16 protein-coding genes are annotated in these 24032 nt (G+C 72.3%); 4 read left to right on the top strand and 12 right to left on the bottom strand.

From position 1 onward, the window contains the following. Positions 1 to 134 precede the first annotated feature (134 nt). Both rsmI and WME75_RS45725 read right to left on the bottom strand, forming a co-directional pair. The gene (gene rsmI, locus WME75_RS45730) at positions 135 to 1013 is read right to left on the bottom strand and encodes a 16S rRNA (cytidine(1402)-2'-O)-methyltransferase (RefSeq protein WP_437484664.1); all 879 of its coding nucleotides are present in this window, start codon (positions 1011 to 1013) and stop codon (positions 135 to 137) included. 3 nt (positions 1014 to 1016) lie between these two features. After that, a complete protein-coding gene (locus tag WME75_RS45725; RefSeq protein WP_437484662.1) occupies positions 1017 to 2324 on the bottom strand; it encodes an RNA polymerase factor sigma-32 in 1308 nt (435 codons plus the stop codon). 259 nt (positions 2325 to 2583) lie between these two features. Between WME75_RS45725 and WME75_RS45720 the strand changes: the two genes are divergently transcribed. The 3 genes from WME75_RS45720 to miaA are packed head-to-tail and all read left to right on the top strand — an operon-like array spanning position 2584 to position 6148. Beyond that, complete coding sequence (locus tag WME75_RS45720) at positions 2584 to 3171, top strand: hypothetical protein (RefSeq protein WP_437484661.1); 588 nt, start codon at positions 2584 to 2586, stop codon at positions 3169 to 3171. Continuing rightward, positions 3168 to 5204: a DNA mismatch repair endonuclease MutL gene (gene mutL / locus WME75_RS45715; RefSeq protein ID WP_437484659.1), complete on the top strand. Its 2037-nt coding sequence runs from the start codon at positions 3168 to 3170 to the stop codon at positions 5202 to 5204. The genes WME75_RS45720 and mutL overlap by 4 nt, the downstream gene beginning before the upstream one ends. Beyond that, positions 5201 to 6148 (top strand): tRNA (adenosine(37)-N6)-dimethylallyltransferase MiaA, encoded by a 948-nt coding sequence (gene miaA / locus WME75_RS45710; RefSeq protein ID WP_437484657.1) that lies wholly within the window; start codon positions 5201 to 5203, stop codon positions 6146 to 6148. The genes mutL and miaA overlap by 4 nt, the downstream gene beginning before the upstream one ends. A gap of 113 nt (positions 6149 to 6261) precedes the next feature. Here the strand turns inward: miaA and WME75_RS45705 are convergent, their stop codons facing one another. The 9 genes from WME75_RS45705 to WME75_RS45665 form a co-directional block, all read right to left on the bottom strand. After that, positions 6262 to 7065: a phytanoyl-CoA dioxygenase family protein gene (locus WME75_RS45705; protein WP_437484655.1), complete on the bottom strand. Its 804-nt coding sequence runs from the start codon at positions 7063 to 7065 to the stop codon at positions 6262 to 6264. A 220-nt stretch (positions 7066 to 7285) separates the two neighbouring features. Next, complete coding sequence (locus WME75_RS45700) at positions 7286 to 7963, bottom strand: hypothetical protein (protein ID WP_437484653.1); 678 nt, start codon at positions 7961 to 7963, stop codon at positions 7286 to 7288. Positions 7964 to 8506: 543 nt separating this feature from the next. Then, positions 8507 to 10885 (bottom strand): methyltransferase domain-containing protein, encoded by a 2379-nt coding sequence (locus WME75_RS45695; RefSeq protein ID WP_437484651.1) that lies wholly within the window; start codon positions 10883 to 10885, stop codon positions 8507 to 8509. 105 nt (positions 10886 to 10990) lie between these two features. Further along, positions 10991 to 12283 (bottom strand): DUF1552 domain-containing protein, encoded by a 1293-nt coding sequence (locus tag WME75_RS45690; RefSeq protein WP_437484649.1) that lies wholly within the window; start codon positions 12281 to 12283, stop codon positions 10991 to 10993. Positions 12284 to 12369: 86 nt separating this feature from the next. Next, a complete protein-coding gene (locus WME75_RS45685) occupies positions 12370 to 13674 on the bottom strand; it encodes a DUF1552 domain-containing protein (RefSeq protein ID WP_437484647.1) in 1305 nt (434 codons plus the stop codon). 51 nt (positions 13675 to 13725) lie between these two features. Next, positions 13726 to 15489, bottom strand: coding sequence for a DUF1592 domain-containing protein (locus tag WME75_RS45680; protein WP_437484646.1), 1764 nt, complete (start codon positions 15487 to 15489; stop codon positions 13726 to 13728). Between the two features lie 597 nt (positions 15490 to 16086). Further along, positions 16087 to 16629, bottom strand: coding sequence for an inorganic diphosphatase (locus tag WME75_RS45675; protein ID WP_437484644.1), 543 nt, complete (start codon positions 16627 to 16629; stop codon positions 16087 to 16089). A 202-nt stretch (positions 16630 to 16831) separates the two neighbouring features. After that, complete coding sequence (locus WME75_RS45670; protein ID WP_437484642.1) at positions 16832 to 19261, bottom strand: DUF1592 domain-containing protein; 2430 nt, start codon at positions 19259 to 19261, stop codon at positions 16832 to 16834. Positions 19262 to 19320: 59 nt separating this feature from the next. After that, positions 19321 to 20616: a DUF1552 domain-containing protein gene (locus tag WME75_RS45665; protein ID WP_437484640.1), complete on the bottom strand. Its 1296-nt coding sequence runs from the start codon at positions 20614 to 20616 to the stop codon at positions 19321 to 19323. Positions 20617 to 21093: 477 nt separating this feature from the next. Between WME75_RS45665 and WME75_RS45660 the strand changes: the two genes are divergently transcribed. Then, positions 21094 to 22599 carry a hypothetical protein gene (locus WME75_RS45660; RefSeq protein WP_437484638.1) on the top strand — a complete coding sequence of 502 codons (1506 nt, stop codon included), beginning with the start codon at positions 21094 to 21096 and terminating at the stop codon, positions 22597 to 22599. Between the two features lie 3 nt (positions 22600 to 22602). Here the strand turns inward: WME75_RS45660 and WME75_RS45655 are convergent, their stop codons facing one another. After that, on the bottom strand, positions 22603 to 23934 hold the full coding sequence (locus WME75_RS45655; protein ID WP_437484636.1) for a phosphoribosyltransferase family protein: 1332 nt from the start codon (positions 23932 to 23934) through the stop codon (positions 22603 to 22605). Between the last annotated feature and the right edge of the window lie 98 nt (positions 23935 to 24032).

Below are 24032 nucleotides of genomic sequence, written 5' to 3'. Positions count from 1 at the left end.
GGGAGAGGGCGTTCTCATCGGGCTGGGCGACCTGGCGAGCTTCGAGGAGCTGAGCCCGGCCGAGCTCGGGATCCTGCGCCGGGGTGGCTCGCTCTCTGCTGGTGAGCTCCGGCGCCAGCGCCCCTCGCCTCGCTCTACCCGCCCGGCTCTCCCCGCCGCGCCACCACCCGCGTGTAGAGCTCCCGCCGCGGTAGCCCGAGCTCCACCGACAGCTCCTCGGCGATGTGCTTCGCCCGCCTCCCCTGGGCGAGCTCCCGGTCGATGCGCGCGTCGAGCTCCTCGTCGCTCGGGCGCGCGCCCGCCGCGGCCGGCTCGGCGGGCGCGAGCACGAGCGTGATCTCGCCGAGCCACTCCCGCTCCATCGCCGCGAGCTCCTCCACGGTGCCGCCCAGGATCTCCTCGTGCACCTTCGTCAGCTCGCGCGCGACCACCGCGCGACGACCGCGCATGCGCTCGGCCATCTCCGCGAGCGTCTCGCGGAAGCGCCGCGGCGACTCGAACAGCACCACCGCCTCGGGCGTCGACGTGACGAGGGCCAGCGCCTCGCGCCGCTCGCGCCCGCCGCGGGGCAGGAACCCGACGAAGCGGAAGCCCCCGGTCACGAGCCCCGACGCGCTCACCGCCGCCATCACCGCGCTCGGTCCCGGGATCGCCACGACGCGCGCCCCGGCCTCCCTCGCCGCGCGCACGAGCGCCGTCCCCGGATCGCTCACCACCGGCGTGCCGGCGTCGGTCATGAACGCGATCGACTCGCCCGCCGAGAGCCGCGCGGCCGCCCGCGCCGCGTCCGCCTCGGAGGCGTGCGCGTCGAACCGGTCGACCGGCTTGCCCGAGACGCCGAGGTGGCCGAGGAGCGCGCGGGCGCGCCGCGTGTCCTCCGCGAGGATCCGGTCCGCCCCGCGCAGCGTCTCGACCGCGCGCAGCGTGACGTCGCCGAGGTTGCCGATCGGCGTCGCGACCACGTAGAGGCACCCGTGGCCCGTCGCACCGCCCTGCTCGCTGCCGCTCGACAAGGCCTAGCCCGCTTCGACGGCGTCGCCGAGCTCCTCCTGCAGGTACGTCCGCAGCTTCGACTGGAGCCGCGCCTCGAGCTGGCGCACGCGCTCGCGCGAGATGCCGAACTCGTTGCCGAGCTCCTGGAGCGTGAGCGGGTCCTCCGCGGCCATGCGCTTGTCGAAGATGATCACGTCCTTGCCCTTCAGCGTCTCGCGGAACTTCGAGAGCCGATCGTGGACGAGCATGCCCATCTCCCTCGCCTCGAACGCGATGTCCGGGCTCGCCCCCGACGAGACGAGCAGCTCGACGCGCGGGATCGTCCGGCCCTCGAGATCGCCGACCGGGGCGTCGAGCGACGCCTCGCCGCTCGAGAGGCGGCGGTCCATGTCGACCACCTCCTTCTCCTCGACCGACAGGCGCTTCGCGATCTCCGCCGCCGTCGGCTCGATCCCCATCGCCGAGAGCCTCGCCTTCTCCTTGTTGAGGTTGAAGAAGAGCTTCCGCTGCGCCTGCGTCGTGCCGAGCTTCACCAGGCGCCAGTTGTTGAGGATGAACCGGAGGATGTACGCGCGGATCCACCAGGCCGCGTACGAGGAGAGCTTGACGCCGCGGTACGGGTCGTAGCGCTTCACGGCCTGCATCAGGCCGATGTTGCCCTCCTGGATGAGGTCCATGATGTTCTTGTAGGCGCGCCGGTACTCGTACGCGAGCTTGACCACGAGCCGCAGGTTCGCCGTCACGAGCCGCGCGGCGGTCGCGACGTCCTGCGTCTTCGTGTACTTGACCGTCAGCTCCTTCTCCTCGTCCGGCGTGAGCAGCGGGTGGCGCTGCACCTCGCGCAGGTAGGCCTGCAGCGGGTCCGTGCGAGACAGCGCCGCGTCCCCGCCGCGGCCCTCGCCGGCTCTGGCCCGCGCGACGCGCGGGAGCTCGATGTCGTTCAGATCGACGTTCGCGTCGTCGACGACCTCGCCGACGACCTCGCCGACGACCTCGACGACGTCGCCATCGTCGGCGTCGCCGGCCCGCGCGGCGCCGCTCTCGGGCGGGGAGTCGCCGTCGCCGTCGCCGTCGTCGTCGTCGTCCTCGCGTGTGTCGTCGTCATCGCCGGCCGCGGGCTGCGCCTCGCCGCGCGCGTTCCCGGCGCCCTTCGCCGAGGCGCGCGCGCGGCGCTTGGCGGCGGGTCGGGGGGCCGCGGCCGTGTCAGCGCGGAGGCCCGCGCCTTCGTCCTCCGACCCGGGCAGGAGGCCCGCCTTCGCCGTCCCCGCGGGCTGCGGCGCACCGGTCCCCTTCGTTCGCTTCGTTCGCGCCTCGCTCTTGCTCTTCGCCACCAGGACCTCGTCCTCGAAGTTCTAGTACAGCCCCGCCGCACCGCGCCACCTGCGCCGGCGCGCAGGCACCTCGTGCTCCGAGGCTACCCGCTCCGCGATCCGCAGGTAAGGCACGGAAGGAAGACGGAAGGAAGACCGAAGGAAGACGGTAGGAAGACAGCGCGCGAGATCGCAGAACGTGCTACACGGCAGCCTCCACGTGGACTCGCACCGACCTCCGCGCCCGCGCTCGCTGCGCCCCTGGTACCTGGTCGCCGCCATGCTGCTTACCTGGCTCATCGGCGTGCGCGGGTTCCTGGCCGGATGCGAAACGGCCATGTACCTGCGCGGCGGCATGGCCCCCGACGTCATGGCCGTGGCCGAGCAAGCGCGCGACCACGGCGAGCCCTTCCAGTTCACGTACCTCGTGCTGGAGGCCGCCCAGGCGCGCGCCCTGAGCCTGCACCAGGACGTCTCCTTTCCGCTCAGCATCGGGAAGGTGCTCCTCGGCGGGCTCCTGGTCATCGCGAGCGGGCTGGCGCTCGGCGGGCGGCCCGGCACGCGCGGCTTCGTGCTCCAGGTCCTCTTCGCCAACCTGGCCTTCGCCGCGGTCGAGTACGCGCTCACCCGGGGCGTCCGCGGCGCCTGGATCGACATGGTGGCGCAGGCGGGGGCGCTCCTGCCGCCGGACATCCCGGAGCGCGCGGGCCTCACGAACCCGGGCCTCTGGTGGACCGCCGAGCGGGTGCGCTTCGTGGTCTTCGAGCTGGCCATCCTCGGGTCCGCCGCGCTGGCGATGACGCGGGAGCGCACAAAGCTGTACTTCCAGGCGGTCGCCCGGACGGTCGACCCCCGCGACGAGCCATGAGCACCGCGGAGAGGATCGCCGGCGCGGATCCTCGATCGAACCCCGCGACGCCCGAGGGGCGCAGGGTCGCCGTCCTGCCGGACGACCTCGCCAACCAGATCGCGGCGGGCGAGGTGGTCGAGCGGCCGGCGAGCGTGGTGAAGGAGCTCGTCGAGAACGCGCTCGACGCGGGCGCGCGCCGCATCCGCGTCGACATCGAGGGGGGCGGCGTCGGCCTGGTGCGCATCGCGGACGACGGGTCCGGGATGAGCCGCGAGGACGCCTCGCTCGCGGTGGTCCGCCACGCGACGAGCAAGATCGCCCGGCTCGACGACCTCCGCTGCATCCAGAGCTTCGGCTTCCGCGGCGAGGCGCTCCCGAGCATCGCCTCGGTGAGCCGCTTCTCGCTCCGCACGCGGCGCGACGGCGAGTCCGAGGGGACCGAGATCCGCATCGAGGGCGGCGGCGCGGCGCAGGTCGTCCCCTGCGGGTGCGCCGCCGGCACCGTGGTCGAGGTGCGCGACCTCTTCTACAACGTCCCCGCGCGGCGCAAGTTCCTGCGCGCCGTCGGGACCGAGTCGGCGCACGTGACCGAGATCGCGCAGGCGGTCGCGCTCGGCGAGCCCGGCGTGACGCTGATCCTCTCGCGCGACGGGCGCGTCGCGCGGGAGTGGCTGCGCACCTCGAGCCGCGCGGAGCGGGCGCGCACGATCCTCGCGGGCGAGGAGCTCGCGACGTGCGCGGGGCAGCGGGGGCCGCTGACGGTCGAGGCGTTCGTGTCGCGGCCGGAGCGCGCCCGCTCGGGCGCCGGCTGGCTCTGGATGTTCGTGAACGGCCGGCACGTGCGCGACCGATCGCTGGCGCGCTCGATCGCGCTCGCCTACGGCAGCGTGCTCGAGCCGGGCCGGTACCCCATCGGCGCGGTGTTCATCGATCTGCCGCCCGAGCTCGTCGACGTGAACGTCCACCCGCAGAAGGCCGAGGTCCGCTTCGCCGACGGCCGCGCGGTCGCCGACGCGCTCTACAAGATCGTCGCCGCGCAGGTGGCCGCGGCGTTCGGCCTGCCCGCGCCGCCCCCCGGCGGCTTCCAGGGCCGGAAGGGCAAGCTCTTCGAGGACGCGGCCCCGCCGCCTGCGGAGGCCTGGGTCTGGTCGAGCAGCCCCGCCGCGGAGCCGATCGCGGCGGGCGCGCCGAGCGAGCGGCAGGAGCCGCCGGCCGACCCGTGGGGCCTCGGCGGCGATCTCGGCGGGGTCCCGCCGGCGCGCCCCCAGGCCGCGCCGACCGGCGCGGGTGCGCCGGTGCAGCTCGAGGCGTGGGCCGACGTCGCGCTGGCCGGGCGGGGCGGCGGCGCGGGCGAGCAGCCGGCGTCCGCGCCGGGCGCGCCGGGCGAGCAGCCGGCGTCCGCGCCGGGCGCGCCGCCCGTCCCGTACCCGACCGGCAGCGGGCCCGTGCTCGCCGCGGCCGAGCGCGCCCTCGCCTGGAAATCGCTGCGGTTCCTCGCGCAGGTGCGCAACACCTATTTCGTGTGCGAGGGGCCCGACGGGATCTACTTCCTCGATCAGCACGCGGCGGCGGAGCGCGTGACGTTCCACCGGCTGCGGGCGGCGTACGACGGGCGCGACGTCGCGACGCAGAAGCTGCTCTTCCCGGTGATCGTCCCGGCGGCCCCCTCGGAGGTGTCGCTGATCGAGGAGGCGCAGGAGGCGATCGTGCGGCTCGGGCTCGACGTCCGCCCGGCGGGCGCGGCGCAGCTCGCGGTGCACGCGGTGCCGACGCTGCTCCGCCGCGCGGCGCCCGAGCGCCTCGTGCGCGATCTCGTGGACGAGCTGAGCCACTCGGGCGAGCGCGCCTTCTCCGGCGCGGTGGACCTCGCGCTGGCGACGATGGCCTGCCACGGCTCGTTGCGCGCGGGCGACCCGGTGGCGCCGGACGAGGCGCGCGCGCTGCTCACGGCGCTCGACGAGGTCGACTTCGCCGGCCACTGCCCGCACGGCCGGCCCATCGTGATGCGCGTCGGCTGGCCGGAGCTGGAGCACCGCGTGGGGCGGCGGTGATCGAGGCGGAGCACGAGCTCGCCACGGAGGCGAGCGCGGCCGCCGCGCCGCCGTCGTGGGAGACGATCGCGCCGCCGTCGCCGGGCGAGCTGCTCGTCGTGGTCGGCCCGACGGCGAGCGGCAAGACCGAGCTCGCGATCCGGCTCGCGGAGCGCTTCGGCGGCGAGGTGGTGAGCGCCGACAGCGTGCAGATCTACCGGGAGTTCGACCTCGGCTCCGGCAAGCCGACGCCCGCCGAGCGGGCGCGCGCGCCGCACCACCTGATCGACGCGGCCGATCCGCTGGAGGCGATCGACGCCCAGCGCTTCGCGGAGCTCGCGGAGGCGGCGCTCGGCGACATCCGCGACCGGGGCCGGGTGCCCATCGTCTGCGGCGGCACGTTCCTCTGGGTGAAGGCGCTTGTCTTCGGCCTGTCGCCCGCGCCGCCCGCCGACCCCGAGGTGCGCGCGCGCCACCGCGCCGTCGCCGAGGCCGAGGGGCGCGCCGCGCTCCACGCGCGCCTCGCCGAGGTGGATCCGGCGAGCGCGGCGCGCCTCGCGCCGAACGATCTCGTGCGCGTGAGCCGGGCGCTGGAGATCTACGAGCGCTCGGGCCGGACGCAGAGCGCGTGGCACGCCGAGCACGGCTTCCGGGAGCGCCGGCACGCCGCGCGCCTTGTCGCGGTGCACAGGGATCGCGCCGAGCTCGACCGCCGCATCGAGGCCCGCGTCGCCGGGTGGCTGGAGCAGGGCTGGGTGGACGAGGTCCGCTCGCTCGTCTCGCGCGGCTACGGCGGCGCGCGGGCGATGGGCTCGGTGGGCTACCGGCAGGTGCGCGAGCACCTGGAAGGGGGCCTGCCGGCCGCAGAGCTCGCGCCGGCCATCGTGCGCTCCACGCGCGTCTTCGTGCGGCGGCAGCGCACCTGGCTGAGGGATCTGGCGGTCGCGCACGTCACGCTTGCCTGATCCCAGTATCTTCAATAATTACAATATTTTACGAGCCGAGATGACGCCGCATGGCGGCGCCTCCGAGCGGCGAGACGTCGCCGAGGAGCGGCCTTCGCGAGCGACGGCGCGCGTCAGTACGCGAAGGCCTGGTAGACCTCGGTCTCCTCGGGCCCGTCGAGCGACTCGACGATGGGGTTGAAGCGGAGCATGCGCTTCGCGCGCTCCGACAGGTGGGCGAGGCGCTCGCGGGGCACCCGGATCGAGACCTCCGGGCGGAAGAGCCAGCGGCGGCTGTAGCCGATGACCACCATGGGCCGCGGCTCGCGCGAGCGGTTCGGGGTGCCGCGGTGGAGGCCGCGGACGTCGCGGACCATGACGTCGCCGAGCTCCATGGAGACCGGCTCGAGCGCGACCTCGCCCTGCTCGAGGCGCCGCATCCCCTCGGCCCTGGAGAGCATGTGCGTGCCGCGGGCGATCTCGATGGGGCCGTTCTCGGCGGTGACGTCGACCAGGGGGAAGTTGACGGCGAGCTGGAACGCAGGCGTCTCCTCCCCGGTCTCGGGGAAGAGCGGTGGCGTGTCGCGGTGGACATCCTGGTAATCGGACCCGAGGAGCGGGGTATCGGCCGCGAGCTGGACCAGGGTCATGTCGGCCCCGACCAGGCGCTCGACGACGCCCAGGATCGTCTCGTCTTCGTAGATGCGCGGCTCCGCGAAGGGGGCTTTGAACGGGAGCGTCACATAGTAGCGACCCGGCCCCCGGTTCTTGAGGTGCCCCTCGCGCGCGACGTGCGCGTCGAGCAGCGGCGCGAAGGCCTCACGCCACGAGAGCAGCAGGCGCTTCGGGAGGAGACCCTTGATCAAACAGAACCCATCGCGCTGCGCTGCGTGGGCAAGCTCATCCATCTCGGCGCTCGTGGGGCGGGCGTGGCTCATGGCTCGGCGCCGAGCCTGGAGCGGCGCTAGCGAGTCGTCAAGCACAGCACTCGTTCACCGCCGATTCACCCCGACACCCTCTTTGCCGGAATCGCTGTCTTCGGAAGAGAAGATACCGCTCGAGACGCCTGGATCACGCACGCGGGGCGAGCAGGCAATCTCATCGTGCGCGGCGCCGGGAGGGCGCGGCGTCGGCGGCGCGGCGCAGGATCCCTCGGTGTCAGCGCGACTGCCACCGGACCTCGCCGTCGCAGCGCGGGCAGCCCGCGCCGCGCGGCCGCGCCTCCTGCGCGAACGCGACACGGCCGCACCCCGCGCACACCGTCATGTGGCTCCGGTAGAGCTCCGCGTCCGAGAGGATCTCGGCGGCGAACAGGCTGAGCACGATGTCGCTCAGGAGGTCGCTCTCGCGCGGCGCCGGGAGCCAGCCCGAGCGGTCGCCGACGACGCTCCACCGCACGCGCGCGCTGTACAGCGCCGCGCGGAGGAACCCGCGCTCGGGGTTCGGCGCCACGAAATCGAGCAGCGCGAGCGCCACGCGCCGGCGCGCGCACCCGGTGAGCACCGCGACCTCGCGGTGCCGCTCGTCGAGCTCGCAGAGCTCCACGGTCTCCGCCCCCGGCTCGCGCAGCGCGCGCGGGGCTTTCATCCAGCCGGGAGCGACAACATGCTCGTGGAGCCACGCCGCGAGCTCGTGGGGCTCCCACGGGCGGGTGGTGCCCTGCATGAAGCTGAGCGCGCCGGCCAGGCTGGGGCTCGCGAGCAGGCGCGCGCGCAGCGCGACGAACGAGCCGGCCCGCCCGCCGTCGGCGCGGGCGTCCTGCCCGAGCACCTCGCCGCGGACGGAGCGGCTCGTGGGCAAGAGGCCAGCCATCGCGATCTTCAGGGAATTGCTCATAAGGTCCATGGGGTTTCCGTCCCGCTGTGCGCCGCGGGGGCGGCCTTTCGCCGGCGATGTGCGACGCTGTAAGCGCGCGGCGTGCCAGCCTTTCGATGCGTCAGCACCCGGCCGCATCGCGCGAAGGCGCGCTGAATGCGCGCGAGAGGGGCGCGACGCGACGAATGCAGCTGATGTCTCGGGACCGCCGCCGATCGCACGCGATTGCTGCGTCCGGGCATCAGGCAGCTCGAACGCAATCCACCTCTGCGCCCGGAGGGCGTCCTGTGCTCATCCGTGACGCCGGGAGAGGGTCCGTTTCGCGCACCGGCGCGGCAGACAGACGTTTGTCCGCCCGTGACAATCCGAGATCGCTCCCGGCCGTTCCCCGGAGGCATCCTGAGGGAGACACCCGGCGCGCGCCGGGCGGCGAAGCATCGATGTTCGTGGAGACGCTGGCGGATGGGGCGACCAGGGGAGGAGCCCGCTGGACGATCTGTGCCGTGTTGTTCGAGGTGGCCTATCGGACCGACACGACAGCGCGGGGCCTGCTCCGGCGCCGCGTCACCGCGGGCGCGGCGGCGAGATCGCGGCGCCGAGCGCGTGGGCGGCGCGCAGGGCCACGACCCGGAGGTGACCGTCGGGCAGGTGCTCCCGCCCCGCGACCAGCTCGGTCAGCGGCACCCAGTACAGCCGCCGATCCGGGACGGGCGCCGGCGCGACCGGGGGCGCCGCGGCGGCCGGGGCCGCCGGCGCCTCCGCGGCGACCGCGGTGACCACGAAGGCGAGCGGCTGCACGAGCTCCGGCGTCAGCCCTGGCGAGGGGCGGTAGGCACCTCCGAGCTCGACGGCCTCCCCCACCTCGAGGCCGTACTCGACCCGGAGCCTTGTCCGCACGAAGGCCTCGGCGTCCGCGAGGGTGCGCGCGCTCCGCGGCAGCCGCCACGCCGGCGCGACAAGGAGCTCGCTGTTGCCCGAGAAGCTCTGGGCGGCGGGCAGGTCATGGTCGTCCACGCCGAGCACCACCTCTCCCGACGGCGCGCGCGCGAGCAGCGTGGTCGAGACGGTCAGCGCGCCGAGCGGACGCGGCACCACGTACTCGAGCTCGCGCGCGGCCACCACGGCGCCGCCCTCGGCCAGCTCCTCGAAGCGCGCGCGCCGCACCTCGAGGAACCCGGTGCTGGCGCTCGGGTCCACCCGCGAGAACCGCCGGCGGCTCGGGCGCTCGAGCAGGGCGCGCAGCGACGTCGGCCGCACGACGGCCACCGCGCCGCCGTCCCCGCCGGCGCCCGCGTCGGCGGCGCCTGCCGCGCCCCCGCCGGGCGGATCGGCGCGCCCCTCGGGGAGCGCGATGTCGTCGCCGATCCACGGCCCGAACGGCAATCCGAAGCGCGCCAGCAGGTCGTAGACGTTCAGCTCGAGCCGCGCGTCGGGCAGGCCTCCGACCTGCGCGGCGCGCAGCAGCTGGCGCGCCTCGATGGCGCGGATGCGGCCCGAGGTGCCGAACCCGGAGACGTCCTCCGAAGGCGCGTTCACGAACGTGGGCTCGACCTCCACGAGCATCGAGCGCACCTCCTCGAGGATGCCGCCCGGCGACGGGTAGTACGTCGTGCCCGGGATCATCCGCTGGATCGCCGCCGCCCGCACGCCGGCCGCCCGCTCCAGCGCGCGCTCGACCGTGTGCCCGACCGGGAACTCGCTCTGCACCACCGCGATCGGCTCGGCCAGGTAGCCGGCCGGGCCGCTGCCGTCGAGGGGAGGCGTCTCCTCGCGGCAGGCGTGCGCGATCGGCCGCGGGTAGCTCGTCCTCGCCAGCACGTACGCCGTCTCGCCGGCGAAGAAGAACGGCACGATGTCGAGCGTGGGGTGGGGTCGCGCCGCCAGGTCGAACACGCATCCGGTGGCGCGATCCTGGTGATGCTCGATCCGCAGGAACCGCGGAGGGCCCTCCGCCGGCCGGAGCCCGAACGCGACCCCCTGACCGGCCTTCACCTTCTCGCCGACGATCAGGTAGTTCGTGGGCGGATAAGGCAGCCGCGCGCCCGCGGCGTCCCGGAGCTCGAAGCGGCCGGCGAACCGGTTGCGCACGATCCACGGGTTGCGCAGCGGCGTGGACGACAGCACGCGCAGGCCGAGGCGGGCGAAGAGCGCCTCGAACTGCGCTTGCGAGAAGTAGGTGTACTCCTCCTTGACCTCGGCTTCCCAGTCGGCGCGGTAATCCTTCCGCAACAGGAACTCGACAGCATGCTTGTGAATGAGCCGATACCGGCGCCACCCGGGGCGCGGCGCGGGAAGCGCGCCAGACGGCGCAGGCGCCACGCGCGCCAGCGGGAACCCCGGCTCCGGCGACAGCGAGCGAAACTCGCCGGCGAACCGGTCGAGCAGCGCCGCGGTCGAGGCGCTGCGCGGGTCGGGGCCGTCGTCGCCGTCGTCGGCGGGCACGTCGAGCAGCACCGGCTCCGGCCCCGGGTCGACGAAGTCCCGCACCACAAGCACCCCGCCCGGCGCGAGCTGCTCCACCTGCGCCGCCAGCGCGTCGGCGGCGTTCGCGTGGCGGTAGCCGCCATACGAGGTCACGTGGTGCAGCACCGACGAGTCGAAGATCCCGTCGAGGCTCTCGGGCGGGAAGACCGCCGTGGCGATGTCGCCCAGCTGGAAGCTGAGGTTCGGGCGTCGATGAGCGCGGCGCGCGAGCTCGATGACCGTGGGATCGATGTCGACGCCGATCACCTCGAGGCGCGGATAGAGCTGGGCCAGCGCGGCGCTGCCCTGCCCTGAGCCCATCCCCATGTCGGCGACGCGGCCCTCACACAGGAGGTGCGCGGCCGTGAGCGCGACCTTCTGGCGCATGGACGCGTCCATCGCGGCCAGGTACCGCGCGTACGCGGACAGGTCGTCTCGCCGTTGCTCCGCCTCGTACCCCGCCGGCGCGCTCGTCGTCATGACGACCAGTGTACGCCGGTCGAGGGACACGGATCGACGATGGCAGCGCCGGCGCGGTCACGTGACCGGCGAAGGCCTCTCCGGGGAAGCCGCGCGCCGGCCGTCTCAGCTCGCGGCCAGGCCCGGGAGCGGCGACTTGGCCTGGAGGTTCGGATCGCCGAAGCCGCTGAAGCTCGTGACGCCCATCGCGTCGCACAGGCTGAGCAGCACGCGCTCGTGCCGCTCGTGGCTCGTGACGTAGCGGCCGCCGGGGCTCGTCTTCAGATAACCGCCCTCGCCGCTCGCCAGGACGAACTTCATCTCGTTCATGTTGTGGTTCGGCGAGTCGCCCATGTCGCGGCACCAGGCGATCAGCGTGTTGTCGAAGAGCGTCCCGGAGCCGTCGGCCTCGGGGATCGCCTTCAGCTTCGTGATGAGGTCGACGAACCGCTGCGCCAGCCACTTCTCCAGCTTGATCAGGTCGAGGTGCGCAGGGGCGCCGGTGTGGATCATGGTGCCGTGCTCCTCGCCTCGCAGCCCGATGTCCGGGAGCTCGACGTTCATGGCCTGATCCGAGCCCCACTGGATCGCGGCGACCCGCGTGATGTCGCACGCGAACGCGCCGACGAGGAGATCCATGTGCAAGAGGTTGGCCTCCAGCGGGTTGCTCGGATCGCCGGCGGGCGTCGTGGGCACGCTGCAGGCGCCGCCTTCGCCGGAGGACGCGTTCGACAGCCTCGTCTCGATCTGCCGGATCGACTCGAGGTGCAGATCCAGCTTGTACTTCTGCTCCGAGCCCAGGTTCCCCTTGAGCGTCGCGATCTCGCTCTTGAGGTTGTCGAGCACGCTCCGGCGGCGGCGCAGCACGTCGTCCGAGGAGGTGTTCGACGGGATCGCCGAGCCGAACAGGGTCGAGTAGGCGGACTTGGGCGAAGCGATCGTCGGCAGGTTGTCCGCGCGGTAGTACGGCGACCTCCCGCCGTTCACCGTGCTCTCGGCCCCGAGCAGGAGCGAGGGGATGAGCGTCGTCGTCCCGCCGGCGACGAGCTTGTCCGCGATGAACTGATCGACGGAGATCAGCCCTGCGGGGCCGCCGCTGAAGCCGAGGCCGGTGAGGCCGTCGGGGGCGCCGTGGTTGTTCCCGGGGTTCCCGCTGGGGAGGCCGTCCACGAGCACGACGTGCTGCTTCACCGCCGCGAGCGGCGACGTGGCCTCGCTGAACGTGGGCGTCTCGCCGGAGACGCTCGCGGGCTTCCAGATCTGGGTCGCCGTGCCCATCGTGCAGAACAGGAGGAGGCGCTTCGGCTTCTTCCCGGGCGCCGCCTGGGCGATGGAGTCGAGGAACGGCGTGAACAGGAAGCCGGCCCCTACGCTGGCACCCAGGCCTTGAAGAAAAGCTCTACGATGATGGCTGCGCATGAACGACCCTCTCACTCACCCGGAGCTCGCCGCGACAGGCGCGTGGGGGCGCGCCTGTCGCGGCGGGGGCCTCGCGCCCCCTGTTCTCAGGTAGCCGCCAGGCCCGGGAGCGGCGACTTGGCCGACAGGGTCGGATCGCCGAAGCCGGCGTAATCCGTGACGCCCATCGCGTCGCACAGGCTGAGCAGCACGCGCTCGTGCCGCTCCTTGCTCTGGATGAACCGGCCGCCGGGGCTCGTCTTCAGGTAGCCGCCGTTGCCGCTCGCCAGGACGAACTTCATCTCGTTCTGCGTGTGCGCCGGCGCGTCACCCATGTCGCGGCACCAGGCGACGAGCGTGTTGTCGAGGAGCGAGCCGGAGCCGTCGGCCTCGGGCAGCTCCTTCAGCTTCTTGATGACGCCGACGAACTGCTCGTGCAGCCACTTCTCGAGCTTGATCAGCTTCACGTGCCCGGGGTCGTTGCCGTGGATCAGGCCGTTGTGCTCCTCGTCGGCCAGGCCGATCTCCGGCAGATTCACGTTCATCATCTGATCCGAGCCCCACTGGATCGCCCCGATCCGCGTGATGTCGCACGCGAAGGCGCCGACGAGGATGTCCAGATGAAGCTGGTTGGCCTTCATCGCGTTGGTCATGTCGCCGGAGGGCGCTGTCGGGACGGCGCAGCCGCCGCCCCCCGGTCCTCCGCCGGGCATCGCGGTCGAGAGCCGCTGCTCGATCTGACGGAGCGACTCGAGGTGCAGATCCAGCTTGTACTTCTGCTCCGAGCCCAGGTTCCCCTTGAGCGTCGTGATCTCGCCCTTGAGGTTGTCGAGGATGCTCTTGCGCCGGCGCAGCCGATCCTCGGCGGAGGTGTCGTTGGGGACCGGGGTCGTCGGCCCCACCCCCGAGAACACGGTCGAGTAGGCGGACATCGGGGAGCCGATGGGCACCAGGTTGTTGTTCTTGTAGAACCCCGTCTTGCCGCCGCTCGTGTCGGCGCCGAGCAGGAGCGAGGCGATGGGCGTCGCCGGCTTCAGCTTCTCCAGGATGAACTGGTCGACCGAGATCAGCCCGTAGGGGCCGGCGCTGTGGTAACCCATCCCCGTGATGCCGTCGGCGGACCCGTGGTTGTTGCCGGGGCTCGCGCTGGGGAGGCCATCCACCATCACGATGTGCTCCTTCACCTGCTCGAGCGGCGAGGTGGCATCGCTGAACGTGGGGGTCTCACCGGAGACGCTCTTCGGCTTCCAGACCTCGGGAGCCGTCCCCATGGTGAAGAAGATCAGGATCCGCTTCGGCTTCTTCCCGGGAGCCGCGTTGGCGATGGAGTCATAGAAGGGCGAGAACAGGAGGCTGGCACCGAGGCTGGCACCGACACCCTTGATAAAGTTCCTACGGCTGTGGCTGCGCATGACCGATCCTTTCGCTGACTACCGATCTCTTCGTTGTTTGCAGCCGTGGGGTCACGGACCTTGGACTCTGCGGGTGAAGTGCGGCGCGCGCGTCAGCGCGAGCCACACGCTCTTCAGGCGGTACTCGTCGACCGCCGCCTCTTGCTGGACCTTCTCGTACGTGCAGCCGTCTTCCTTCCAGGTGCCGCCGAACGCGTAGTAGGACCAGTAACGGACCATGCACGCCTTGACGTCCTCGCTCGCCGCGAGGTAGTCGGCCAGCTCGGTCGCGCCGCTGAAATTGACATCCGACCCGGTGGGCGGCTCGATGATCGTGCCGGTCACGTCGAGGGGGAGCCCGTTCTCGTCGTTCCGCCACCGACCGAACGTGTCGTAGTGCTCGAAGCCGACACCGATGTTGTCCATGTACTTGTGGCAGCCGTTGCAGGTACCGGCGGTGTGATTCGCGAGCGTCTCACGCGTGGTCGCCGGGGTCTCCAGGGGCTTGACGTTCGGGTCGACGCCGGGCGGCGGGGGCTCGAGCGGCTGGCAGAGGAGACGGGTGCGGACCATCTTGCCGCGCTGGGTGGGCGAGGACAGCTTCGCGCCGCCGTGCCCGGTCAGGAAGCTGCCGTGGGCCAGGATGCCCCGATCGCGCTGCCCGGGGGTGATCTGCACCCGGGTCAGCTCGGTGCCGCCGGCGCCGCCAAGGCCGTAGTGCGCCGCAAGGCCGCTGTTGACGTACGTGTAGTCCGCCTGCAGGAGGTTGGAGAACGTGCCGTTCTGCGTGAACGCGGTGTCCAGGATGAGCGCCTGCGTCTCGGACATCATGTCCTTGCGCAGCTCGTCCGGGAGCGTGAAGACCGTGTTGTCCTTCACGCTGGTGACCAGGCGGTTGAGCTGGAGCCAGCCGCGCATGAACCGCATCATCTCCGCCTCGGCGAGCGGCTTGGTCGCCGGGTCCTCCAGGATGCGCAGCGCGTGCTGGGAGATCTGCTCGCTGGTCAGCGTGGTGCCCTGGGCGACGGCGTCGTCGGCGGCCTGCAGCAGCGCTTCGTCCGGCATGGTCCCGGTCAGCAGGTACGAGAGGTTGTTCGCGATCTCGTGCGGGGCGAGCTCGTAGACGCCCGCGCCGCCGGCCTCGGTCCCGATCTCGTGGCGGTACAGGAAGTACGGCGACTGCAGCATGGCGCTCACGACCACCTTGGCGCCGTCCTCGAACGTCTTCTCCGGCGCGAACAGGGCGTCGTAGGACGCGACGCGGTCGTCCGAGAGCTTCTCGCGGAACGCACGGCGGCCGAAGTCGCGGATGAACTCGCCCCGGCAGGCGGCGTCCGTCGCCCTGCAGGTGACCGACGTGATGCTGCCGAGCTTGGTCGTCACCGCCCACTCGGCGGTCGCCTCCGCCCAGTCCATGATTTGCTGGGCGGTCAGGTCGCGGACCACCAGCGCGTTCGCGTCGGCCGTGAACCCGAGCACCTGCGGATCGTTGAAGATGCTCGGCAGGGTGACGCCCGGATCCCTGAAGAGATCGCGGACGGTGGCCTCGAACTGGTCCACCGTCAGGCGACGCACCATGCGCGGGCCGGGGGTGCTGAGGTCCTCGACCATGCAGGCCGACACCTTGGGGATGTCGTGCGGCTGCGGCGGCGGCTCGTCGGTCGGCAGCGGGTTGGTGGTATCGGGATTGTTCTCCTCCTCCTCCTCCTCCGCGGGCGTGCCGTCAACATTGCCCAGATTGCCCAAGCAACCGAGCGGGCCGGCGAGGAGGAGCGCGACCGCTGAATAGCGGCGACACGCCCTCGCCGAAACCAAGCTATTAAGCGTGCTCATCATTGCTTGAGAAAAGCTGATGTCTCTCATGTTGTCAAGCCCCGATCAAGCGGTGTCGCCTCGATAACTCACGTGATTTCCCACGTACCTTGACGCAGCTCGTCATTCTCTATCGAATCTCTATCAAATCTTTCAAATCTTTATCAAATCTGGATCGAATCTTTATCGGATCTCTCAGCGCTCTTGCCTGGTTCCGCTGGCGGACCGGGCTGGCTCTCCAGGGGTAGAGTCGGGTCCGACGCTCCGCGTCGAGCCGATTCACGATGCCGCCCGCCACCGCGAGCGAGCTCGGTCGGCCCTCGAGCTCGGAGCCGAACCGGAGCCGCTGGATCGCCAGGCGCGCTTCGACCTCGGGGCTCGCGGCGAGCCGCTCATTTCCCGTGAGTGTCGAAAAGCGATCCACGGCGAGACACTAAGCAACCCGTGTGCCGCTCCGTCTCTCAGGAGCTACCCACGGGTTTGGGGCCAATTTATGGATTTTTTCGGAGATTTCGCGTGGGTGGACGCCAAAAAGTCCAGGAAGCGTGATCCACCCCGGCAGCGATCCATCCGTGCTCTTCTGTGACCGGGCCCCCCAACCCCGGCCACGTCAGCCCCACGTCAGCCCTTGGACCAGGCGCTGATCGAGCGATAGCTGGCGACGGACTCCTCGATGACCTCCAGGGCGCGCTTCCTGTCGTACATCATGTCCACCTCGGCGAGCTTGTTCTCGAGTGTCTTGTAGTCGATGAAGAACCGCATGAGCTCCTTGGTCACGTGCGGGGGCAGCTCCTCGTGGGTCAGGTAATGGGCCACGGAGGGGTCGTCGACGGCGACCGCGATGATCTTGTCGTCGACGCCCTTGTCGTCGCGCATGAAGAAGCCGCCGATGGCGCGCGCCCGCACGATCGTGAGCGGCACGACCGGCTCCTGCATGAGGACGAGGACGTCGAGCGGGTCGCCGTCGCCCGCGTGCGTCTGGGGGATGAAGCCGTAGCTGGCGGGATAGTGCACAGACGAGTAGAGCACGCGGTCGAGCATCAAGAGCCCGGTCTTCTTGTCGAGCTCATACTTGCACTTCGACCCCTTCGGGATCTCGATCACCACGGGAAAGAAATCGTGCCGGCTGTCAGGAAGCACGATGTCGTGAAGCGGATGTGTCATTGAGGCGTCCTGGGCTTTCGCCCCGCCCTGGAGGCGGGCGAGGGGTACGCAGGATAGCAGAATTCAAGGCAAACTGGCGCGCGGCGTGTCGCCCGCCACGCACCGGGGCGGCCGAGCTGGCTGGGTCGGGTGGGCGCGCCCGGGCCGGCGCGGCCGGGCGGGCGCGGCCGCACCGGGGCTGGCGGCCATACGCCGCCGCGGCTCACTCCCGCCAGCAGAAGCCGAAGGAAGCGGACTCCCCTGGATCGAGCTCCGCGTTGTAGCTCACGCCGGAGAACTTCACGCCCGCGCTGCCCGCCTCGGTCACGGCGTTCCACACGTCGGTGGGCGTGCCCTCGGTGTGGAGGGTGACCTCCCAGAGCACCTTGGCGTCGCCCTGGTGGGTGACCACGACCGACTTGCAGCCGCCGCCGTCCCACACCGAGTCCACGGTCTCCTGGATATCGAAGCTCGAGCTCGTGGGCGGGGGGTCGTTGTCGGTGCCCGACGGCCCCGTGCCGCCGCCGGGATCCGTCGAGGAGCCCGGGTCCGCCGCCGCCTCGGCGAGGCGCCTCGTGAAGCGCGGCGACCGCGCGATCGCCTTGATGACGCCTGCGACGGTCAGCTCCTCGGGCCCGAGCTGGCCGGTGATCTGCTCCGCCATGCAGGAGAGATCGGCCTGGTCCATGGCGCCGAAGCCGAAGCGGAGCCACTGGAGCGTGAAGCACGCCTGTGCGTCCGGGCTCTGCGCGAGCTTCTGGGCGAGCTCTCCGGTGCCGTCGAACGGGCCGCTCGCGCTCGGCGCCCCCACGATGTCGCCGCTCGCGTCGACCGGGTGCCCGTCGTCGGTGTCGCGGTAGCGGCCGACGCCGTCGAAGTGCTCGAAGCCGAAGCCGATCCCGTCGATGAGCGAGTGGCAGCTGCCGCACGCCTCGTTGCTGGAGTGCTCGAAGAACCGCTCGCGGGTCGACTTCGTGGGATCGGGCTGGGGCGGCTTGACGTCGAGCCCCGCGGGCGGCGGCGGCAGGGGCTGGCAGAGGAGCTGCTCGCGCACGAACTTGCCGCGGTGCACGGGCGACGACTCGGCGGCGTGCGCGTGGGTGCTGAGGACGCTGCCGAGCGTGAGGAGGCCCATCCGGTTCGACCCGGTGAGGTCGACCCGCGTCATGCCGTCCTGGTCCGCGGCCCCGCCCGGCGCCTCCAGGCCATAGAACGACGCGAGCTCCTCGTTCACGTAGGAGTAGCGCGCGGTGTACATCTCGTTCAGCGAGCCCGAGCCCTCCCGGATGAGGTGACGCACGAAGGCCGCGGTCTCCCGCTCGATCGCCTGCCGGACCGCCTCGGTGTACTCCGGGTAGGCGGTCATGTCCTTCGACGGCTTGGCGTTGAGCTGGAGCCAGGTCCTGAAGAACCTGAGGACGCCGGCCTCGGCCCGCGGATCCTGCATCATCCTGTCGACCTCGGCGGAGATGGCCTCCGGCGTCGCGAGCTCGCCCGACTCCACCTTGCCGAGCAGCTCGTCGTCCGGCATCGAGCTCCAGATCATGTAGGAGAGCTGGGACGCGATCTCGTGCGGCAGGAGCTGATACGTGCCGTCCTGCGCGACGGCGCCTAGCTCCGGGCGATAGAGGAAGTACGGGGACTGGAGCGCCGCGGCGATCATCGACTGGACGCCCATCGCGAAGCCCTCGTCCGCCTCGACGCTGCGGTGGAGCTCCATGTACCGCGCGCGGTCCTGGTCCGTGAGCGGCCTGCGGAAGGCCCGGCGCCCGAAGCTCTCGAAGAACGCGGTCGCGCAGGCGTCATCTCCGGTCTCCACCGCGCAGGGGATGAGCGAGCCCGGCGCCTCGATCACCCTGGCGGCGATGTCCTCGGCAGCGTCGCGCATCAGCTGAACGTCGGTCCCGGCGTAGAGGAGCGCGTCGGCGTTGTTGTCGAAGCCCTCGACGTTCGCGTCCGTCGGGAGGATGTAGCCGGTCGAGTCGACGCCGAGCAGGTCGGCCACGGTCCGGTCGAACTCGACGCGCGACATCCGGCGCAGGACGCGCCGCCCGGACACCGTGTCGGGCTCGCAGGCCGTCGGTTGCTCCTCGCACCCCACGCCCAGGTTGACGCGGTTGACGAACTTCTCGAACACCACGTAGTCCTCGCCCTGGAACGGGATGAGCGCGCCGCCGGCGTGCCCCTCGGGGTGCCGGCCGGAGGGGCGCAGGAGGAGCGCCGACTCGCCGTTCACCTGGATCGCGGCCATGTCGCGCACCGCCTCGAAATTCGCCTGCAGCGCCTCCTCGGTGCCCGAGGTGTCAAACACCATGCGGGTCCCCTTCGCGAGCCCGCTCTCGGTGTGACAGACGGTGCACTTCGAGGACATGATCGGGTCCCAGAGGTTCGCCTCGAAGAACGCGACGTTGTCGGCACATCCCGAGTCGAGGGAGCCCGTGTCGTCTCCGCCGTTCGTCTGGCCGTCGTCGTCGCCGCCTCCGAACAGGCCGTTGCAGCCGGCGACGGCGGCGCCCAGCGCGGCGCACGAGAGCACGAGCGCGTGGCCGAGGCGCGGTGTCCGCCTCCGCCGGGGGGCATCGCTCGTCGGCAGAGGCCGGGAGACAGGCGCATCCGCCTCGTCGAAGGGTCCCGTCGTGTTGTGTGTGTTCATGAGCTTGTTCCTCGTGATCCCGAGTGCTGTGGGTGGACGGCCACGCGGAGGACCGCGCATCACGCGAGCCCATCCAGCGGGCCAGTGCCCTTCGAGGCGTCGCCGAAGGTGCTGTTGCCGAGGCCCATGGCCTGGCAGATCGAGACAAGGAGCTGCTGGTGGGGAGCGCCGCCGAAGTTGACGTAGCGGCCGGGCGTGAAGGCTCCCCCGCCGGCGAGGACGAACGGGACCGACTCGCACCGGTGCAGCGGCGCGTCGCCGAGCTCCTTGGCCCACACGACAAGCGTCTCGTCGAGCAGGGTGCCGCCGCCGGAGCCGGCGGTCGACTTCAGCTTCCCGAGGAGGTAGGCGAACTGCTCGGCGAACCATCGCTCCGCGATGCGGAACCTGTCGACGTCCTCGCCCGTGCTCGCGTGCGAGAGCGAGTGATGGTCCTGGCCGGACAGGCCGAGCCACCGGAGGTGCAGCGGCGAGACCGTGTGAGAGAACTGGACGGTCGCGACCCGGGTCCGCCCGCACGCGAGCGCCGCGGCGACGAGGTCCATCTGCGCGATGGCGATGTCGGGGACGGCGTCCTCGTCGGTCGGGTTGAACGAGGGCGGAGGCGCGGGCGCCGTGTTGCAGCTCGCGGCGACGGGGCCGGCGCCCGCGCCGGCGCCGGGCGCGATCTGCTGGAGGCCGTCGATGTGCGCGTCGAGCTTGGCCTGCTCGCGCGCGGGCGCGCCGGCGCGCAGCGCCTCCATCTCGCCGTTCGTGACGCGCAGGATGCTCTGCCGGCGCTTCATCTTCGGATCGACCTCGCCGGCGCCCGTCCCGGTCGGCTCGCTCGCGCCCGTGAAGCCGTCGAAGATCTGGTTGTATGCGGTCCGCGGCTCGTCGATCACGGGAGCGAACTGCCCCGCCGCGCTGTACGACATGCGGGTCTGCGAGTTCGTCCCCCACGGGCTCGTGTAGATACCGAGGTTGACCGGCCGGCCGCCGAGCTCCTGGGCGACGTACCAGTCGAGGCTCTGGCCGCGGCTGGCGCTCCCGGCGTTGCCGCCGCCCGTGAGCATGTTGACCATGCCGGGCTCGTGGTTGTCGACGCCCTTGAAGTCGATGCCGTCGCAGAGGATGAGATCGGACTTATGCGCTGCGAGCGGCTCGAGGATCGAGCCCGCAGGGAGAGAGAAGCTCGATCCCGAGCCCGTCGGCCGCCAGAGATGATGATGAGTCCCGTTGGGGGAGAAAAAGACAACCAGGTTGCGAGCAGTCCCACCGTCGGCGCGAAGCTGGCTGATCCTCCCGAGGAACGGAGCGGCGAGGAGACCAGCGCCCAGGCCGGCGACGAAGCGACGTCGGGATATGCGGTTCATGCACGCGGGCTTTGCAGAGGCCGTGCCCCGCGAGGCGAGCGGCGCCGAGGACTCGAATTCATCGAAGAATAACAGGGCCACATGTCGCCTGAACCCGGAGCGGTTCTGGGCGCGGGATCCAGGCGATTCCGAGGGCGATCCTGGACTGAAACGAGTTCGGCGCACATGCACCACAATGCGTGAGCCTCTGCGCCACAGGAGAAGTCGCAATTTTATCTTCCGGACATCCTTTGTACCTCGGCCGCTCAACACCTCCTCGTCCGAGCACAGCCACGCAGCGAGCTCGGCAGTATCTGGTACGGTCACATCGGTACAATCGGCAGGACGCTCCGCGGCGCGGCCGCCCGACCCGACGCCGGGACCCGCAAGCCGTCCGCGTGGTGGCCGCGTGGAGCATCCCGGGATGGGCAGGAGGCGCCGCTCGTGCGATGAGCTAGGGCCCCATCGCGGGGGCAGACCTCGCCCGCGGGCCTCCGGATGGCTGTAGCGCTCCCCACGAGACCGTGCCCCACGCACGCCCCACCAGAGGGACGGGAGCGCGCGCCTGCTCCGCAGCGGCCGCGGCGCAAGGCGCCCTGCGCGCTCGCGCTGCTCGCGCTTGTCACGTCCCTCGGCGGCCCCCACGCGGCGGCAGCGCGCGCGCCGGACGCGCCGTCGGCCGGCCCGCCCGCGCCGAGCGCGCAGCCTGGCGCGCCCCCCGACGAGGCCGCCAGCCCGCCGGCCGAGGGCCGCCCCGTGGTCTCGCCGGTGCAGCGCCCCGACGAACGCGACGCCCCGCAGCGCGCCTGCTCGTTCACGTTGCCCGTCTGCGTGCACGCGCCCGCGGACGTCCCCGGCGCCGCCCTCCTGGAGAGCCTCGCTCACCTGGAGGCCGCGATGCGCGCCTACGACGCGCTCGGCCTGCCGAGGCCGCTCCCCGACGGCGCGCGGGGCGGCAGCCCGTCGTACGATCTCTACCTAAAGCGGGGCCCGCGCCGCAGCCCCGCGCGCGTCGGGCACGACCTGCGGGCGGTCGGGGAGCGGTTCGACGCCGCGAGCGCGTTCGCTTTCATCGCGGCGCCGGGGCGCGGCGGGTGCACGAGCGCGTCCGACGCGGCGTATGCGCTCGGGCACGCCGTCGCCGTGCGCCTCGACGCCGGGGCCGAGGAGGGCGCGCTCGCCATGGCCGCGAGCTACCTCGCCGCGATCGCGGCGCCCTGCGCGGCCGAGGAGCTCGCCGCGATCGACGCCTTCCAGCGCGCCCCCGAGCGGGCGCTGACGGGCGCGGCGCTCGGCGCGCTCGACGGCGCCCTGCTCTTGCCGTGGTACCTCGACGACGCCTACGGCACCGGGACGCCGGCGCAGGTCGCGATGTCGCTGCTCGCCATCGCGGCGCAGTCCACGCCCGCAGGCGCGGCGCGCTTCCGCGCCGAGCCCGACACGTTCGACGCGCTCCGGGCGTCGCTCAGGTCCCGCGGCGAGGACCTCGACGACCTGCTCCTCGAGCTCGCGATCGCGCGGGCGTTCCTGGGCAGCCGCAGCGACGGCGCCCACCTGTCGGACGCCGAGCGGTTCGGCGACTTCGGCCGGGTGCGCTTCGAGTGGTCGCTGCCCTACGCCACGCTCCCGCGGCGGGTCGCGCCCCTGCGACCGATCGAGCCGACCGGCGCCACCTATGTGTGGCTCGATCTCTCCGCGGAGAACGCGGGCGCTCGGCCGGACCTGAAGGCGGCCGAGATCACCTTCGTGGCCGACTGGGAGCTGCCCGCGCTGTTCCGCTGGGCGATCGTGAAGGTCGACAGGCAGGGCGCCGAGGCCGGCCGCGTCGAGGTGGCCGGCATCTTCGGCAGCAGCCGCGCGCAGCGCACCGTGGTCGGGCTCGACGGCCTCTCGGGGCTGCTCCTCGTGGGGGTCAACGCGGGGAGCATGATCCGGAGCCGCCCGTTCGACCCCGACGATGCGCCCTTCATGCCGCACGCCTACACGGTCTGGCTCTCGAAGTAGGCGTCACGGCCGCGCCTCGTCGCCCCTCGGGGACAGGTGCTGCGCGAACCATTCGCCCGCGAGCCGGGCCACCGCCGCGAGCGCGCCCGGCTCCTCGAACAGGTGCGTCGCCGACGGCACGACGGCGAGGCGGCGCGGGCCGGCGAGGCGCTCGAGCGCGTCCTGGTTCAGCGCCAGCACCGCGGTGTCCGCGCTGCCCACGATGAGCAGCGTCGGAGCCCGCACCCTGGCCAGGGCCGCGCCCGCGAGATCGGGCCTGCCGCCGCGCGACACGACGGCGCCCACGGCGCGAGGCCGCGCCGCCGCGGCGATCAGCGCGGCCGCCGCGCCGGTGCTGGCGCCGAAATAGCCGACGCCGAGATGACGGAGCTCGGGGCGCGCGAGCGCCCAGTCCGTCACCCCGATCAGCCGCCGGGCGAGCAGGTCGACGTCGAAGCGGAGGCGAGCGCTCCGGCGATCTTCCTCCGCGTCGTCCTCGGTGAGCAGGTCGAAGAGCAGCGTGGCCAGCTGCCATCGCCAGAGCGCCTCCGCGACGGAGCGGTTGCGAGGGCTCTTGCGGCCGCTGCCGCTGCCGTGGGCGAAGAGCACGAGGCCGACCGCCCTCTCCGGGACCGCGAGATCCCCGGGCAGCGCCGCCGTCCCCGCCTGGACGCAGAGCGGCCGCTCCGCGCCCTCCGGCGGCGGCAGCTCGCGCTGCGCCTCGGCGAGCAGCCGGACGACCGCCTCGTCGGAGGTCTGCGAGAAGTCGTCGTAGTAGGCGCCGATCGCCTGGAGGCCGGGGTCCTCCTCGATGCACGCGGTGCCGTCGACCTCGCGGCAGAGCGACGACAGGCTCGACGGCGCGGCGACCGGCACCGCGAGCACGAGCCGCCTCGGCGAGCGCCTGCGCAGGTCGCGCAGCGCGGCCCGCACCGTGCCGCCGGTCGCGATGCCGTCGTCCACGACGATGACCGTCCGCCCCTCGATGAGGGGCATCGGCCTGTCACCCCGGAACCGGCGCACCCCCCGCTCCACCTCGGCGGCCTGCTGCTCCGCGACCTCGGCGAGCTCCGCCTCGGTGATCCCGAGCAGCGCGACGAGGCTCCGGTCGATGTACACCTCGCCCCCCTCGGAGATCGCGCCCACGCCGAGCTCCGGCTGCCCGGGTGCGCCGAGCTTGCGCACGATCCACACATCGAGCGGCGCGCCCAGCGCGCGCGCCACCTCGTAGCCCACCTCGACGCCCCCTCGCGGCAGGGCGAGCACGAGCGGCGCCTCGCTCCTGTACCCCGAGAGCAGCTGCGCGAGCCTGCGCCCGGCGTCCCTGCGATCCTCGAACAGCTTCGCTCGACCCATCGCCGCCTCCCCTCACCTCCGCCCCTCTCGACCTTTCAAGAGCGGTGCCGCGCGGGTCACGCACCGCGCTGGCGCGGGGCGGTGGGGGACGGGGCCGA

The sequence above is a fragment of the Sorangium sp. So ce1014 genome, assembly GCF_051521505.1.
Lineage (GTDB): Bacteria > Myxococcota_A > Polyangia > Polyangiales > Polyangiaceae > Sorangium.
Note: the sequence above shows the minus strand (reverse complement) of the source record. Positions and strands in the feature narration are given on the sequence as shown.

What these genes read in the sequence shown, in the direction of transcription:
- WME75_RS45700 (WP_437484653.1), bottom strand. Translation starts at nt 7,963, where the DNA reads ATGAGCAATTCCCTGAAGATCGCGATGGCTGGCCTCTTGCCCACGAGC.
- WME75_RS45720 (WP_437484661.1), top strand. Translation starts at nt 2,584, where the DNA reads ATGCTGCTTACCTGGCTCATCGGCGTGCGCGGGTTCCTGGCCGGATGC.
- WME75_RS45655 (WP_437484636.1), bottom strand. Translation starts at nt 23,934, where the DNA reads ATGGGTCGAGCGAAGCTGTTCGAGGATCGCAGGGACGCCGGGCGCAGG.
- WME75_RS45665 (WP_437484640.1), bottom strand. Translation starts at nt 20,616, where the DNA reads ATGAACCGCATATCCCGACGTCGCTTCGTCGCCGGCCTGGGCGCTGGT.
- WME75_RS45705 (WP_437484655.1), bottom strand. Translation starts at nt 7,065, where the DNA reads ATGAGCCACGCCCGCCCCACGAGCGCCGAGATGGATGAGCTTGCCCAC.
- WME75_RS45660 (WP_437484638.1), top strand. Translation starts at nt 21,094, where the DNA reads ATGGCTGTAGCGCTCCCCACGAGACCGTGCCCCACGCACGCCCCACCA.
- WME75_RS45675 (WP_437484644.1), bottom strand. Translation starts at nt 16,629, where the DNA reads ATGACACATCCGCTTCACGACATCGTGCTTCCTGACAGCCGGCACGAT.
- WME75_RS45670 (WP_437484642.1), bottom strand. Translation starts at nt 19,261, where the DNA reads ATGAACACACACAACACGACGGGACCCTTCGACGAGGCGGATGCGCCT.
- WME75_RS45695 (WP_437484651.1), bottom strand. Translation starts at nt 10,885, where the DNA reads ATGACGACGAGCGCGCCGGCGGGGTACGAGGCGGAGCAACGGCGAGAC.
- mutL (WP_437484659.1), top strand. Translation starts at nt 3,168, where the DNA reads ATGAGCACCGCGGAGAGGATCGCCGGCGCGGATCCTCGATCGAACCCC.
- WME75_RS45690 (WP_437484649.1), bottom strand. Translation starts at nt 12,283, where the DNA reads ATGCGCAGCCATCATCGTAGAGCTTTTCTTCAAGGCCTGGGTGCCAGC.
- WME75_RS45680 (WP_437484646.1), bottom strand. Translation starts at nt 15,489, where the DNA reads ATGATGAGCACGCTTAATAGCTTGGTTTCGGCGAGGGCGTGTCGCCGC.
- WME75_RS45685 (WP_437484647.1), bottom strand. Translation starts at nt 13,674, where the DNA reads ATGCGCAGCCACAGCCGTAGGAACTTTATCAAGGGTGTCGGTGCCAGC.